Annotated in this window: 12 protein-coding genes; 8 read left to right on the top strand and 4 right to left on the bottom strand. The window is 44.3% G+C overall.

The genetic code is table 11. The annotated features are described in order from the left end of the window. Positions 1-182 precede the first annotated feature (182 nt). The 6 genes from ACHZBG_RS00675 (at position 183) to ACHZBG_RS00650 (ending at position 7,917) form a co-directional block, all read left to right on the top strand. Positions 183-791, top strand: coding sequence for a TetR/AcrR family transcriptional regulator (locus tag ACHZBG_RS00675; RefSeq protein ID WP_320127506.1), 609 nt, complete (start codon positions 183-185; stop codon positions 789-791). A gap of 21 nt (positions 792-812) precedes the next feature. Further along, positions 813-2,096, top strand: a complete 1,284-nt coding sequence (locus tag ACHZBG_RS00670) for an MFS transporter (RefSeq protein WP_320127505.1) — start codon at positions 813-815, stop codon at positions 2,094-2,096. A 265-nt stretch (positions 2,097-2,361) separates the two neighbouring features. After that, the gene (locus ACHZBG_RS00665) at positions 2,362-3,891 is read left to right on the top strand and encodes a PucR family transcriptional regulator (RefSeq protein WP_320127504.1); all 1,530 of its coding nucleotides are present in this window, start codon (positions 2,362-2,364) and stop codon (positions 3,889-3,891) included. A gap of 116 nt (positions 3,892-4,007) precedes the next feature. After that, positions 4,008-5,273 (top strand): cytosine permease, encoded by a 1,266-nt coding sequence (locus tag ACHZBG_RS00660; RefSeq protein WP_320127503.1) that lies wholly within the window; start codon positions 4,008-4,010, stop codon positions 5,271-5,273. Further along, positions 5,273-6,364, top strand: a complete 1,092-nt coding sequence (locus ACHZBG_RS00655; protein WP_320127502.1) for a DUF917 domain-containing protein — start codon at positions 5,273-5,275, stop codon at positions 6,362-6,364. The genes ACHZBG_RS00660 and ACHZBG_RS00655 overlap by 1 nt, the downstream gene beginning before the upstream one ends. Further along, positions 6,364-7,917, top strand: coding sequence for a hydantoinase/oxoprolinase family protein (locus ACHZBG_RS00650; RefSeq protein ID WP_320127501.1), 1,554 nt, complete (start codon positions 6,364-6,366; stop codon positions 7,915-7,917). The genes ACHZBG_RS00655 and ACHZBG_RS00650 overlap by 1 nt, the downstream gene beginning before the upstream one ends. A 216-nt stretch (positions 7,918-8,133) precedes the next feature. Here ACHZBG_RS00650 and ACHZBG_RS00645 read toward each other — a convergent pair whose 3' ends face one another. Next, complete coding sequence (locus ACHZBG_RS00645) at positions 8,134-9,471, bottom strand: C1 family peptidase (protein WP_320127500.1); 1,338 nt, start codon at positions 9,469-9,471, stop codon at positions 8,134-8,136. A 157-nt stretch (positions 9,472-9,628) separates the two neighbouring features. On the opposite strand from ACHZBG_RS00645, the gene ACHZBG_RS00640 reads away from it, so the two are divergent. After that, entirely contained in the window at positions 9,629-10,216 is a 588-nt protein-coding gene (locus tag ACHZBG_RS00640) for a methyltransferase domain-containing protein (protein ID WP_320127499.1), read from the top strand. A gap of 36 nt (positions 10,217-10,252) precedes the next feature. Further along, on the top strand, positions 10,253-10,981 hold the full coding sequence (locus tag ACHZBG_RS00635; RefSeq protein ID WP_320127498.1) for an HNH endonuclease: 729 nt from the start codon (positions 10,253-10,255) through the stop codon (positions 10,979-10,981). A gap of 71 nt (positions 10,982-11,052) precedes the next feature. On the opposite strand, the gene feoB is transcribed toward ACHZBG_RS00635, so the two are convergent. The 3 genes from feoB to ACHZBG_RS00620 are packed head-to-tail and all read right to left on the bottom strand — an operon-like array spanning position 11,053 to position 13,710. Further along, complete coding sequence (feoB, locus tag ACHZBG_RS00630; protein ID WP_320127497.1) at positions 11,053-13,233, bottom strand: ferrous iron transport protein B; 2,181 nt, start codon at positions 13,231-13,233, stop codon at positions 11,053-11,055. 29 nt (positions 13,234-13,262) lie between these two features. Beyond that, complete coding sequence (locus tag ACHZBG_RS00625; protein WP_320127496.1) at positions 13,263-13,484, bottom strand: FeoA domain-containing protein; 222 nt, start codon at positions 13,482-13,484, stop codon at positions 13,263-13,265. A gap of 13 nt (positions 13,485-13,497) precedes the next feature. Continuing rightward, a complete protein-coding gene (locus ACHZBG_RS00620) occupies positions 13,498-13,710 on the bottom strand; it encodes a FeoA family protein (RefSeq protein WP_320127495.1) in 213 nt (70 codons plus the stop codon). Between the last annotated feature and the right edge of the window lie 557 nt (positions 13,711-14,267).

Genomic DNA, 14,267 nt, shown 5'->3' with positions numbered 1-14,267 from the left:
GATTTTAAAAAAGGATTCTATACATTTTATTTATAATTCATTCCGATAGGAATGAAGAATCTAGCTTGCGTTAAGAATTATCTATTTTGCAGGTAAGCGATATATTGACGCTATTGATAAAGTAGAGTATTATCATATAACTATAGACCGACCGTCGGTCTATAGATGAAAAGGACAATCCAATGCGTGTACTGAAAGAACCAGAAGAGAGAAGAAATGAGATACTGGATGCTGCCTATGAGCTTTTCTTTGAGAAAGGGTATGACAACACGAGTGTGCTGGACATCCTTGAAAAGGTAGGGATAGCCAAAGGTACTCTTTATTATTATTTCAAATCAAAAGAAGATATCATGGATGCGATAATCGAACGGATCATTGCAAAAATGCTGTCCAAGGCAAATGCAATTGTCCTTGACGATTCACTTTCAGTACATGAAAAATTGTTGCGTACCTTGATGTCCCTCCACCTCAATGAAGAGAAGGGCCAGATGGTGATGGATCACATCCATAACCCCCAGAATGCGCGCCTGCATAAAAAGCAATTGGACGCGATAACTCATGGAGTGACGCCCATACTCACCCTGATACTTGAAGAGGGAATAGCCCAGGGATTGTTTTCGACACCATTTCCCTATGAAAGTGCAGAGATGCTGCTTATCTATTCCGAGATGACCTTTGATCATCCAGAAGGAAATATTGCCAGAAAAATAGCTGCCTTCATCTGCAATATGGAACGAATTCTGGGGGCTGAAAAAAATAGCTTCTCATATATGACCCAGTTGTTCAACTGAACCTCGATAGGATACATCTGAATGGACGAAGACAATAAATCCTTTAAAAAATTTCTTTTGCTTTGGTCGGGGAAACTGGTTTCAGCAATAGGGAGCGGTTTGACTTCTTTTGGCCTTGCCGTCTATGTATTCCAGAAAACAGGAAGTGCCACTCTTATGGCCTTCATCACCCTCTTGGCTTTCGTGCCTAATCTTTTGCTGGGTCCGGCGGCAGGGGTTCTTGCAGACCGCTATGACCGACGACTGCTCATGATCCTGGGCGATAGTCTCTCAGCCCTAGGCCTTATCTTCATCTTGATATGCATGCTTATCGGCGACGTACAGCTGTGGCAAATCTATGTCGGCGTAACCATAAGCTCAATATTTTCTTCACTTCTTGAACCTGCCTACAAAGCTACGATTACCGATTTGTTGACTGAAGAGCAATATGCAAAGGCAAGTGGCCTGGTACAATCGGCAAGCTCCTCAAAATTCCTTATCTCTCCTATTCTGGCAGGCTTCTTGCTCTCAATTTCAGATATCAAACTGTTGCTGGTCATAGATATCTGTACCTTCTTTGTTACTGTGTCAGTAACCACCGTCGTGAGAAAAGGACTGACCTCCCATGTAAAAGTACATAAAAGTGTATTTTTCGCTGAGCTAAGGGAAGGGTGGACCGTAATCCATAGAAATCGAGGTATCTTTATTTTGGTTCTTCTTACTTCCGTAATCAATTTTTTCCTGAGTTTCATCCAAGTACTTTCCACTCCGATGATTCTTGCTTTATCCAATTCCGCAACACTCGGAATAGCCGAAACAATCTGTGCAACCGGAATGCTTGTTTCCAGTATTGGCATCGGGGTAATCGGCATGAAGGGAGGGTATGCAAGAACACTTTCCGTTGCATTATTCTTTACCGGTTCCTTCATGGCTTTATTCGGGTTGCGAGAAAATATCACTTTGATCTGCATCGCTGGTTTCCTGTTCTTTGCAACGCTTCCTTTCATAAATACATGCGTAGACGTATTGATACGGAAGAATCTGGATAACAGCGTGCAGGGAAGAGCTTGGGGCATTATCGGGGTTATCTCGCAGTTTGGTTGTGTGGTGGCTTTCGCCCTTGCAGGGATACTTGCCGACTATCTCTTCACCCCGATGCTTCTTCCTGGTGGATTGCTTGCCTCAAGTGTCGGAAAATTCATAGGTACAGGCGAGGGAAGGGGCATTGGTTTTCTCATTCTCCTCTCGGGTGTTTTTGTACTTATTACTTCATTTTTCCTAGCTGGCAGTAAATCCGTACGGAAGTTGGAGTATTCCCCTGTTTAGTAGGGTAATAATGAATGACCTCAGAAATAACAAGCTGATGAGTATAACCATTTTCCTTATTATCGATGGCAAGATGTACAGGAATTGATTCTTGCCAAATCTGATGGAAAGTGATGGATACAATGCGGGAGATTGGAATTTAAGATGCTATGTCTTTGAGTTTTATGCCTATAAGAAAATAATTTCTCCTCCATACGAATCTTCTTGTCTTCAAACCTATTCTGCAACCCTTTACAAAACAGCCATCTTTCTCTAGCGTAGCAACATGAGTGTACATGTTTCACAATTGTTGAAGTTGTCTTGCCTCAAGGATGCGAAGGTGGTCGCCGGGAAAAGAGCCTTGGAACGATCGGTAACCTCCGTATCCGTGTTGGAATATGCCGAGCCTACTGCCTTGCTTGATGAGTTTTTTGAAAAGAACCGATTCATAGGAAGTGAAATTGCCATTACTTGCTGGTACAATATCCGCGATGATGTCGATGCCCAGTGCAATATTCTCAAGTATCTTGCAAATTATGGGGAAGTAGGGGTCATCCTGTATTACCTGGGTATCTTTGTCAAGAAATTGGATCCTCGGGTCGTTGAGGTTGCCGATGAATATGGTATTGCACTCATTCTCATGCCTGAAGGAAGCATGAATTACCGCTACAGTGAGGTAATCACTGCCGTAATGGAAGCCATTATCAAGGACCGGACGGAACAAACGTTATTCTCGGGAGATTTATTGACCCAGATAACCCAATTGCCTGAACATCTGAGAACCATGGATACCCTTCTTTCCTTGCTCAGGGATCGCATTCATGCAAGTTTCTTGCTTACCGACCAGAATAACAAACTCCTCAACTCCGTTGCCTATCCCCAAAGTGCGGATGCCCTCCTTGCCCAGGGACTTGAGAATCACGCATTTCCCTCAGCCTGGTGGAAATATCAGGTGCGGATTACTGCAGGAAAGGGGCCTGCCATGTATTTGCAGATAATCAATACGGAGGGAGAGCCCTTCTCAAAAGAAGTTGTCAGGCAAATCGTTGAAGTGGTCCAACTATTCGTGAATATCTGGAATCCCCAGCACAATCAGTTCATTTCAGCCGAGATGGTCAGGACTATTCTTAGGGATGAGCCGATAAAAATGCGTCGCCTCGGGGAATTGTTTCATATCGATGTTGCTGCACTGCAGGAGATGTGGGTGCTTTGTCCCTTGGAAGGCGAGAAGGAACATGAAAAAAACAAGAATAGGCTTTCTCTGATAATGAAGGAAAACTATAGTACGTATGTTTGTGACGATTATGAAGAACAGACAGTTGCGTTTACCGATGGGAATTGTTTGGGAGCCCGAGAAGAAATAGCTCGCGAGCTGGAAGGACTGGGGTGCCAGATTTTTTCCATTCAGCACACACTTACCACTACAGAAGTCAGACAAGCCTATCTGTGCATTCAGGAAAGCAAGGAAGCCAGCAGGGCAATTTTTCCGGACAAGAAATTCTATACCGCCGAAGATATCGCCTTTGCCCAGGATTGTCTGGAATGTATCAAGCAAGGGCAGGATTCCATCGATAAAGCGACCCGCTATCTTCGTCCAATTGAACAATCAGAGGAAAGTAAACGAACCCTGTCTATCTTCTTGCTTGATTGTCAAGGAAACATCGCGAAGACTGCGGAAAAACTAAATCTTCATACAAATTCAGTTAAATATCGTGTGCAAAAACTCAATTCTCAGTTTGGATCTGATGTATTTCGTTTTCCTTTGCAGGCTTTTCTTGCCTTTGCTCTTGGAGTTTTACGGGTCCTTGAATCATAGTTTTTGTCCTTTTAGCCAAAATATTCGTTGTATTTTTTAGTCTAAAGCCAATGACAGGCAAAAAATCATTTTGTATCATCCTTCCAATACATCAAGTACTTGCAAGGAGAGAGCATATGAGTGAAAACAACACAGGTTTTGAAGTTTCCGCCTCACAGCGCCAAAGTTGGGGTAGTTTGGCCATGATTTGGATTGGCAGTATGATCTGCGTTCCCTGTTTGATGATCGGGGGATTCTTGGGAATGGGATTCACCCTAGGTGGCGTTATCCTTTGTGTTTTGCTTGGGTATGGGATTGTCTGTACGTACATGTGTTTCATGGGTATGGAAGGTTGCGATACAGGACTCCCCACTGTTTCGATGGCCGGTGCAGTCCTTGGGGAAAAAGGCGCCCAATACATTATCAGCCTCATGCTTGCCATAGCTTGCATCGGATGGTTTGGCATCCAAAGTGCCGTATGCGGATCCTCCTTCTCCTCAATGGTCGCTTCCATGACAGGCTTTACCATTCCTGCATGGCTCAGTTCCTCGGTATGGGGTATCTTGATGCTCCTGACGGCAATGTATGGCTACAAGGCCTTGAAATACCTGAATTACATTGCTGTCCCTGCCTTGGTTCTTGTTATGCTGTATGGTCTGTATGCCGCTTTCACCAAGAATGACGGAAGCGCCATCATTGCAAATTATCAACCTACCAACCCCATGAGTCTGGTAACCGGCATAAGCCTTACCGTAGCGACGTTCGCTCTGGGCGGGGTTATCAGTGGAGACTATTCAAGATTTGCCAAAAATAGAAAGGATGTAATAAAGTCCTCGTTGATCGGTGTCCTTCCTGCAGGCCTGGCCATGATTCTCATTGGTGCCGTGCTCTCCATCGTAACAGGACAATATGATATTTCTACAGTACTTGCCTCAGTGGGAGTCCCTGCCTTTGGCTTGATTTCCTTGGTTCTCGCAACCTGGACAACCAATGTTACCAATGCTTATAGCGGTGGTATTGCAGTCTCCAATCTCTTTGGGGTAGGGGAAAAGAAATTCAAGGTTGCCACGGCTCTTGCCGGTGGATTGGGAACTATTCTGGCTGCTATCGGACTTATGAGTAAATTCCAGGCTTTCCTGAATATTCTTACTGCTTTCATTCCCCCTATCGCCGGAGTGATCATTGCTTCCTATTGGATCATTGGCAAGGGAAATAAGGATAACGTGGTGGTCAAGAAAGGGTTTGCCTTGGATGGTATTATTTCCTTTCTCCTCGGTGCCGCAGTTGCCTATATAACCGGTAATGTATTTGTATTTTTCATTGGTCCCATAAACGGGATCGTCGTATCCATGGTTTGCTATATCATCCTTCACAGGATTTTTGAGAACAAGAAGGTTAAATAATGAGATTGATCGGACTGAAAGAAATTGAAGACATCGCCTTGGGAGCTTCCTTGCTGGGAGCCGGAGGCGGTGGAGATCCCTATATTGGAAAGCTCATGGCCATGAGTGCCATCCGGGAATTTGGGCCTGTGACGCTGCTCGATCCTGAAGAGGTCCCTGATGACGCGTTGGTAGTTCCCATGGCCATGATGGGAGCCCCTACGGTTTTGGCAGAGAAAGCAGCAAACGGCCGAGAGGCCAAGGCCTTGTACGATCTGGTAAGCAAATATTTCGGCAAGAAGGTCTTTGCCTTCATGCCAATGGAAGCCGGTGGCTTCAATAGCATGTTTCCTATTGTTTGCGCTGCTAGTCTGCATCTTCCCCTGGTTGATGTGGACGGAATGGGGCGTGCGTTTCCCGAGTTGCAAATGGTTACCTTTACCATCGGAGGGGTTAGTGCTTCCCCGATGGCTTTGACCGACGAAAAAGGCAATGCCGTCATCTTTGAAACCATCTCCAATAAATGGACCGAGGAACTTGCCAGATCTGTTACGATGAGTTGTGGTGGTTCTGTTGCTGTTGCCCTGTATCCCATGGATGGAAAGACTGTCAAGCAATATGGGGTAAAGAATATTGTTACCCGTTCCGAAAAATTGGGAAAAGCAATTCGCAATGTCAAGGAAAGCGGAGAGAAAACCCCTGAACAGAGTTTTCTGGAGTTTACCGGGGGCTACCGCCTGTTCAAGGGAAAAATAAGCGATGTCTTGCGTGAAACCCGCGGGGCCTTTAACTTTGGCACGGTCGTACTCGATGGAATCGCGGATTGCAAAGGCAAACAAGCCAAGGTCGAATTCCAGAATGAAAACCTTACGGCAACAGTAGACGGGACCATTGTGGCAACGGTGCCTGATCTTATCTGTCTTGTCGATACAGAAACGTTCTTGCCTGTCACCACTGATGCCCTCAGATATGGAAAAAGGGTATTGGTAGTGGGACTTCCCTGTTTTGAGATGTGGCGAACCCCCAAAGGATTGGCCTTGGTCGGTCCTAGGTATTTTGGTTGTGATACTGACTATATTCCGTTGGAAGAACGGGTCAAGGGGGTGTGTTAATGCAATATCGTCTGGGAATTGATGTTGGTGGAACCAATACAGATGCTGTCTTGATAGATGAGAACCTTACTGTCGTAGCGGATATCAAGCAACCTACCAGTGAAGATATCTATAGTGGTATCCTGGAAGCGTTGCACAAGATTCTGGAAATCTCCAAAGTCGATAAATCCTTGATCACCAAAGCGATGCTTGGAACGACTCAGTGCACCAATGCAATTGTTGAACGCAAGCATCTATCCAAGATAGGTATACTGAGAATCGGAGCTCCCGCTTCGGTTGCCATTCCCCCCATGGTGGATTGGGCTGAGTCCTTGAAAAGCATTGCCGTCAAGACAGTTGTCGTAGGTGGTGGCTATGAATATGATGGCAAGGAGATAGCTCCTTTTGATAAAGAGGCGGCCAGGGAATTCTTTGAAAGTCTCAAGGGCAAGGTGCATGCCATTGCCATCAGTTGTGTCTTTGCCGGAGTAAGGAATGAACAGGAACTGGAAGCTGCAACTCTATGCCGTGAGGTTATGGGAGAAGAGGTCCATATCTCCATTTCCAGTGAAATCGGATCGATGGGATTGGTGGAACGGGAAAATGCCACCATACTCAATGCTGCCTTGCACAAGGTTGCCAAAACGTTCACTGATGGCTTTGATGCTTCCCTGAAACAAGAAGGACTGGTAAACGCCGAGTTATATCTTTCCCAGAACGACGGTACCTTGATGACAATGGAACATGCCAGAAGGTATCCAATACTGACAATTGCCTGTGGACCGACGAACAGTATCAGGGGTGCGGATTATCTGTGCGATATTCAGGAATCAGTAGTCATTGATGTCGGGGGAACTACCACTGATATCGGGGTTATCCAAAATGGTTTTCCCAGGGAAAGTGGAATAGCTGTTTCCATAGGAGGAGTTCGCACGAATTTCCGTATGCCCGATGTCATTTCCATTGGTCTCGGGGGTGGTTCGATAGTTCGGCAACTTGAGGATGGAAGTGTAACGGTAGGCCCTGATAGCGTAGGGTACCAGATCACCGAAAAAGCTTTGATCTTCGGTGGTGATGTTCTTACTGCCACAGATCTTGCCGTCGCTGCTGGCATGGCAGTTCTCGGTGATCCTTCCAAGGTTGCTCATCTCGATACCCAATTGATACAAAACGGTTTGGCAACCATCAAGGCGATGGTTGAGGATAATCTCGATGCCATAAAGATTTCCTCAGAACCTATGGATGTAGTTCTTGTCGGTGGTGGCTCGATCATCATTCCCCAAGAACTTATTGGAGCCAAGAGCGTATTGACTCCCGAGCATTTCGGAACTGCTAATGCAATTGGCTCAGCTATAAGCAAAGTAAGTGGAACCTATGAGAAACTGGTTTCCTTTGACAAGACTCCACGAGCCCAGGCTTTGGAAGCGGCAAAGCAAGAAGCCATTGATTTGGCTGTTGCCAGTGGTGCTTTGCGAAAGACCGTTGAAATCATAGATGTCGAGGATGTTCCCTTGGCTTACTATCCTGGAAATACCAGTAGGGTAAAGATCAAGGCGGCAGGAGAGTTAGCTTAAAGAAATTGGTACAGGTAGGCGAATACACGAAAATACATATGCAATTGCTATAAAACATATGAAAATTTTGGATAATTTTACTGATGATGAATTTGAGAAGTTTTATGTGAGTAAGAGTAATTTGAAATAGTAAAGCGATACCCTCCAAACACGAATATGCTTGCAATGCTGTGCTTCGTTTGGAGGGTTTTTTCTGATCGCTTGGTTCTTGTCTTCTTACTTTGCCAGACTTCCCATGGGATCCCACGGTTTGAGAACGATTGGTTCCTGATTTATGGCTTCTCTTTGTTCTTTGCTCAGATATTTCTTGTTTACTACCACTTGGTAGGTATATTCATTGAACCAGTCATCGCTCATGACAAAATATCCTTTTACTCCGGGCTCCTCACCCCAGCTATTTTCGACTCTCCACCTGTTAGGTGTTCCGTTTTCATCAAGATTTACTCCGGTAAGCACCATTGCATGGGTCATCAGACTTTCCCCGTAATCGAGGCGTTGGGCCTTGTCCAAGGGAAAGGTGGTTGAAAATAAGCCTTCGAGATCATAGGTATCGAGAGCCATAAGTCCGCTGTCCTTGTCGGAATTTTGCCCTACGTCGGAACCAAACCAAACAGCCTTTCCATCTTGCATTTGCTTGATTGCCGCTTTTTTTAGTTCCTCGATGGGGAGATTGAGATACCGTACCGGTTTCCCTCCACGGACATTGCCCAGATATTGGACAGTATAGGTTTTCCCGAAAGGCTTGTCCGATGTGGGTGCGTTGATAAGGCTTACATAATCCTCGAGGTTCAGGGAAACATACTTCTTGTAAAATTCCTGAGGGGTAATCTTGGATATCCTGATGAACTTATCATCTTTATCCCTTGTCTCATAGGTGAATTCCTTTGGTGGTTTGCCCAAGGAAATGCAAAGCATGGTATAAATAGTCGACAACTGGGATTCTTTCAGCTTCCGAAGTTCCTCAAGGCTCTTTCCTTGGCTATTGGCGGTTCTCAATGCATAGGCGAATTCGCGAAGTTTTACCGTGAGTAACCTGTTCATACGATTGGTCTCGGAGGAGACTTTGCTTTCAGGCATCATTTCCTTGGGAACCACACCATATTTGGCTACCAGATCGGCAAACATATCCCATTGACCGCCATCACCAAGGGGATCCTTCAATAGATAGTTTATTACTCTGCCTTCCAGGGGTTCTTCCAAGGTTTCAATGATATTTTCCAAAAAATAGTTGGCTTTTTCCAACTTATCCCAGAACAGGGGATAAGCCTGGGAGAGTTCCATATTCTTCAGATTAAGTTTTTCCATGATTTCAAGACGCATGACATTGAGGGCAGCGAACATCCAGCAACGACCGGATTTCTTCTGGTTGGTCATTTCACCGGCTTCAATGCTGATGGAGAAGTTATGGGAATTTGCTACTACGGCTTCAACCGCTTTACAGCTTTCCAGAATTCCATTGGCAACAGTGGCATGCATGGCCACTTCGTTTTTCCTGTCTGCTTCAAAGGTACTTTCATAGTCCTTGAGATTGGAGAATTCAATATTTTCTTTCATTGCTTACCTTCTTCTGATATAAAATATAGATAATCTATTGCTGAACGACTATAAAACTAGCACAAATCGCTGATATTCGCATGTTTTATTTCATCTCTCGTATGTTTTGCCTTAGTATCGAAATTATTGCTATACTGCAAACCTTGGAGGAAACTCGATGAGTAATGCTGCTTCCTACTATGATGCCAACACTGAACAATTTCTTCAGTCCACCTTGGTCGTCGACATGACTGAACAATATAATTTTTTCCTTTCCCACTTGCCTTCAGGGTCAACGTTGCTAGATGCAGGGTGTGGCAGTGGAAGGGATAGCCTGGCTTTCACGCAAATGGGATATGCAGTCGAGGCTTTTGACCTTTCAAAGGCTATGGTAGAAGCCACCAAGCGCTTGGTGGCCATTCCCGTACGACAGATGGGTTTCAGTGATCTTGATTACCTGGACCATTTCGATGGTATCTGGGCAAGTGCTTCCTTGCTGCATGTTCCGCAAAATGAGATGTCAGCTACTTTCACGCTTCTATCGAAGGCCTTGAAGCCTTCGGGAATACTCTTTTGTTCCTTCAAGGATAGAGAACAAGATTTTTCCAAGGAAGGGCGATCGTTTACTTGTTTTACGGTACCCGCCTTCCAAAAGTTCGTACAACAGCAAGGTCAATTCGAGCTGTTGGAAATCCTGCAGACTACCGATTCCCGATCTGACAGGGCAGGGGAAAAGTGGATCAATGCAGTGTTGAGGAAACGGTAGGTATTTGAAGTATCTTTGAAAATCGAGGGATGCAATATGCAACAGGAATACTTTGGATTATATCTGAAAAATGTCAAAAAGGTAAAAGAAGCTACTCAGGAACATTACTTTCAATCCCTTCGCAAGATAACAGCGTTATTGAGAGAGGTAGGATATCCTGATATCGAAAGCCTCTATGATGTTGATTCTTATTCCCAGTTGCAGGAAATCAAGCAAGCTTTGAAAGAAGACCCTGGATTTGTTGCTCTTGATGAACGGGGACATAGAATGTATAGTGCCGGCTTTAATCGTTATATGGAATTTGCCGAGGGAAAGGACTTCTTGATGCATCCTTCTTCCCTTTCTCTTATCGATTGTCCTTGTCCGGTCAAGCAACCTTCCCTTATGAAACAGACTTTCCACCCCTCACGGGATAGAATAATGGTCAGGCAGGTTTTTCAGGCATCGGAGTACCATTGCGAGATCAATACCGGACACAAAACTTTCCTTGCCCAGGCTTCTGGAAGGCAATATGTGGAAGGGCATCATTTGATCCCTCTTGAAGTTCAACCAGAAATTGTATCCAGTCTGGATGTCTATGCGAATATCATTACCCTTTGTCCTACTTGTCATCGGTTTCTTCATTTTGGTATGCAATCTGACAAGGAAAAAGTTCTTTCGCAGCTATTTGAGACCAGGCAAGACAGGCTCAACGATTCTGGTATCAAGCTGGGAAAGAAAGAGTTCCTGGAATTGGTTGAACCAACCAAAGCCTATGCAGGATGAGCAAGAGGCAAGGTGCAGGCATTGCCCGCACCTTGCAAGAGAGGAGTGTATAGTTTGGAAAGAGAACTTGTCTATCGAGAGCTTGCCAATGAAGATTTGCTTTGTGTACCATATTTGATGGTCACTACATCTTCTGTGTAAGGGTTTTTCCTGAAAAGGAAATAGCCCAGGGTCAGAAGTAATGCAAAGGCCAGAAAGGTGGAGAACCCAAAGCCTGTTCCGGTGAACAGGCTTCCGAGTTGGAAAACAATGAATGCGCTGATATAGGCAAACCCTGTCATATATCCAATTGCTCCCCACGTCCACTTTGCATTGTTCATTTCCCTTTTTATTGCACCCATGGCAGCGAAACAGGGGGCGCAGAGCAGATTAAAGAGCATGAAGCTATAGGCTGTAAGATGCGTGAAATCCAATGCGAGAGCCGACCATATCTGAGATCCATCTTCTGCCAATTCAGCGAAGCCGTAGAGGACACCGAAGGTTCCCACCACATTTTCCTTGGCGATCAGACCCGTAAACGTAGCTACGGCAGCTTTCCAGGTCCCGAACCCAAGGGGAGCAAACAAAGGTGCGACGGTTTTCCCGATAATCGCCAATAAACTGGTATTATTATCTTCTACCATCTGGAAGGTTCCTTCGGCAAATCCAAAGCTCTGCAGGAACCAGAGTATGACCGCGGATACAAGAATGACAGTGCCGGCACGTTTGACAAAGCTCCAGCCGCGTTCCCAGGTAGATCTCAAGACATTTGAAGCTGATGGAATATGATAGGTGGGAAGCTCCATGACAAAGGGAGCAGGATCTCCGGCAAACATTTTTGTTTTCTTGAGCATGATACCACTGATGATTACTGCTGCAAAGCCAATGAAATATGCTGAGGTGGCAACCAATCCGGAACCTCCAAAAAGAGCTCCTGCAAACATTGCGATAATAGGCATCTTTGCGCCACAGGGAATGAAGCAAGTCGTTATGATGGTTATCTTTCGATCTCTATCTTGTTCAATGGTCCTTGAAGCCATGACACCAGGAACTCCACATCCTGAAGATATAAGCATTGGAATGAAACTCTTCCCGGAGAGTCCTACTTTCCTAAAGATCCTGTCCATTATGAATGCTACTCGGGCCATATATCCAATATCTTCAAGAATGGATAACAGGAAGAAAAGAATCAGCATCTGGGGAACAAAGCCAAGGACGGCTCCAACGCCACCTACTATTCCATCAATTGCCAAGCCTGATAACCACGCAACAATTCCGAGAGAATCCATCCAGGTTCGTAACCCTCCGCTTATTATTCCCCCGAATAGGGTATCGTTGGTCCAGTCTGTTACAAAATCGCCTACTGTACTGATTGATATATAGTAGACGAAAAACATGATAGCGAAAAATATCGGTAGGGCAAGAAGTCTATTGGTAACGATGCGATCAATCTTATCGGATGCTGAAAGACTATGGAGGGCTGCCTTCTTGTGAACAGTCTGTCCAATGATTTTTTCGATAAAGGCATAACGTTGGTTTGTTATGATGCTTTCAGAATCATCCTCCAGTTCTTTCTCGCAGTCTACGATGTGATTCTCAATATGAGCGGCAAGTTTTGCGTCCAAGTTCAACTCTGATTGAATTTTCTTGTCACGTTCAAACAATTTGATGGCATACCAACGTAGAAAATCCTTTTCCACCGTGTCTGCTATTGATTCCTCTATATGGGCAATCGCATGTTCAACGCTTCCTGTAAATACGTGAGGTGGTTCTCCCAGTTTTTTTTGCCTGGCAATCTCGATTGCCCAATTGGCAACACCAAGACTTCCTTCGCCTTTGAGTGCACTTGTTTCCATGACTCCGCAACCAAGGATCTCTCCAAGTTTTTTCAAGTCGATCCGGTCGCCGCGTTTGCGGACGATATCAATCATGTTCACTGCTATGATTACGGGAATTCCCAATTCGATCAATTGGGTGGTCAAATAAAGGTTTCTCTCTACATTCGTCCCATCAATGATGTTTATGATGGCATCAGGTTTTTCAGTGACTAAATAAGATCGTGTCACTACTTCTTCCAGCGTATACGGGGAAAGGGAATAAATTCCAGGTAAATCCTGAATTATTACCTCTTTATGCTCCTTGAGGCGTCCTTCCTTCTTTTCTACCGTAACTCCGGGCCAGTTTCCGACATACTGTGAACTTCCTGTCAAATCATTGAACATCGTAGTCTTGCCGCAATTCGGGTTTCCGGCAAGTGCTATTCGTAGTTCCATTATGGTTTCTCCTTGGTGTGTATTTTGTTTTAAAGAATCTCTACAATCGCAGCATCTTTTTTTCGAATGCTCAATTCATAGCCTCTAAGTGACAGTTCCATTGGATCGCCCAGAGGGGCGACCTTACGAATGAATACTTCGACGCCTTTGACCAATCCCATGTCCATAATGCGTTTCTTTACCGGTCCTTCTCCATGCAATTTGGCTACGACAACGGTATCGCCTACCTTTGCATCCTTGAGACTTCTCATATATGTGACTCCTTCAAATAAAAATTCTGTTTGCCATTGTTTGATCGATTGCGATGCGACTATCCTTGACTTGCATAATGAGGCTTCCCCCGAAGCGACTGACTATTGTTACATTTCCCTCAACCACAAAACCGAGTTCTGCAAGATGGAGTCGAACAGTATCCTTTCCCAAAATCTTGCGAATAGTAACCGTCTCACCAGTCTGAACCATTGTCAAAGGCATCATCGTATCCTCCTGATACATGGAGATAAAAAAGAGTATCTTGATAAGATTAAAAGTTAGCAATTGCTAACACATGTACACGCATTTTACTGTATATATAAAAAAAGTCAAGATAGTTTTTTAAAAATTAGGAACAGAAAATAAAGTATTGATTTTCTGCATGATTTTTCTTGAGCATTGCATTTTAAAATTTTTGTTTTTTATTTGATATGTATCAATGAAGAGGGAAGTGGGCAAAAAAGTAAGGAAAAACTCATTTATTATTCAAAAAACCTATTTTAAGTGATTTATAATGCCTTTCTATAGATATCCTTCTCAGTTCAATTCTTATTCTGATGTGCAATCTTCAAGTGATGCAATGAAAAATAGAAAATACTTATATTATGCCTATAAAGGAATGATATATGTGTATAGAGGAAACTAGGTAGCAGGATGAATATACGGTGGAAAAGGTTTAAGTGTTCATTAACCATTCAATGGAGATACTTGAAAGTTATACAAAGAAAACATTACAACGCTACTATAGATTCTCTTTCAGGCAATCTTCTATGGAAGACTTT

The sequence above is a fragment of the uncultured Sphaerochaeta sp. genome, assembly GCF_963676625.2.
GTDB lineage: Bacteria > Spirochaetota > Spirochaetia > Sphaerochaetales > Sphaerochaetaceae > Sphaerochaeta.
Note: the sequence above shows the minus strand (reverse complement) of the source record. Positions and strands in the feature narration are given on the sequence as shown.

What these genes read in the sequence shown, in the direction of transcription:
- ACHZBG_RS00675 (WP_320127506.1), top strand. Translation starts at nt 183, where the DNA reads ATGCGTGTACTGAAAGAACCAGAAGAGAGAAGAAATGAGATACTGGAT.
- ACHZBG_RS00670 (WP_320127505.1), top strand. Translation starts at nt 813, where the DNA reads ATGGACGAAGACAATAAATCCTTTAAAAAATTTCTTTTGCTTTGGTCG.
- ACHZBG_RS00665 (WP_320127504.1), top strand. Translation starts at nt 2,362, where the DNA reads ATGAGTGTACATGTTTCACAATTGTTGAAGTTGTCTTGCCTCAAGGAT.
- ACHZBG_RS00660 (WP_320127503.1), top strand. Translation starts at nt 4,008, where the DNA reads ATGAGTGAAAACAACACAGGTTTTGAAGTTTCCGCCTCACAGCGCCAA.
- ACHZBG_RS00655 (WP_320127502.1), top strand. Translation starts at nt 5,273, where the DNA reads ATGAGATTGATCGGACTGAAAGAAATTGAAGACATCGCCTTGGGAGCT.
- ACHZBG_RS00650 (WP_320127501.1), top strand. Translation starts at nt 6,364, where the DNA reads ATGCAATATCGTCTGGGAATTGATGTTGGTGGAACCAATACAGATGCT.
- ACHZBG_RS00645 (WP_320127500.1), bottom strand. Translation starts at nt 9,471, where the DNA reads ATGAAAGAAAATATTGAATTCTCCAATCTCAAGGACTATGAAAGTACC.
- ACHZBG_RS00640 (WP_320127499.1), top strand. Translation starts at nt 9,629, where the DNA reads ATGAGTAATGCTGCTTCCTACTATGATGCCAACACTGAACAATTTCTT.
- ACHZBG_RS00635 (WP_320127498.1), top strand. Translation starts at nt 10,253, where the DNA reads ATGCAACAGGAATACTTTGGATTATATCTGAAAAATGTCAAAAAGGTA.
- feoB (WP_320127497.1), bottom strand. Translation starts at nt 13,233, where the DNA reads ATGGAACTACGAATAGCACTTGCCGGAAACCCGAATTGCGGCAAGACT.
- ACHZBG_RS00625 (WP_320127496.1), bottom strand. Translation starts at nt 13,484, where the DNA reads ATGAGAAGTCTCAAGGATGCAAAGGTAGGCGATACCGTTGTCGTAGCC.
- ACHZBG_RS00620 (WP_320127495.1), bottom strand. Translation starts at nt 13,710, where the DNA reads ATGATGCCTTTGACAATGGTTCAGACTGGTGAGACGGTTACTATTCGC.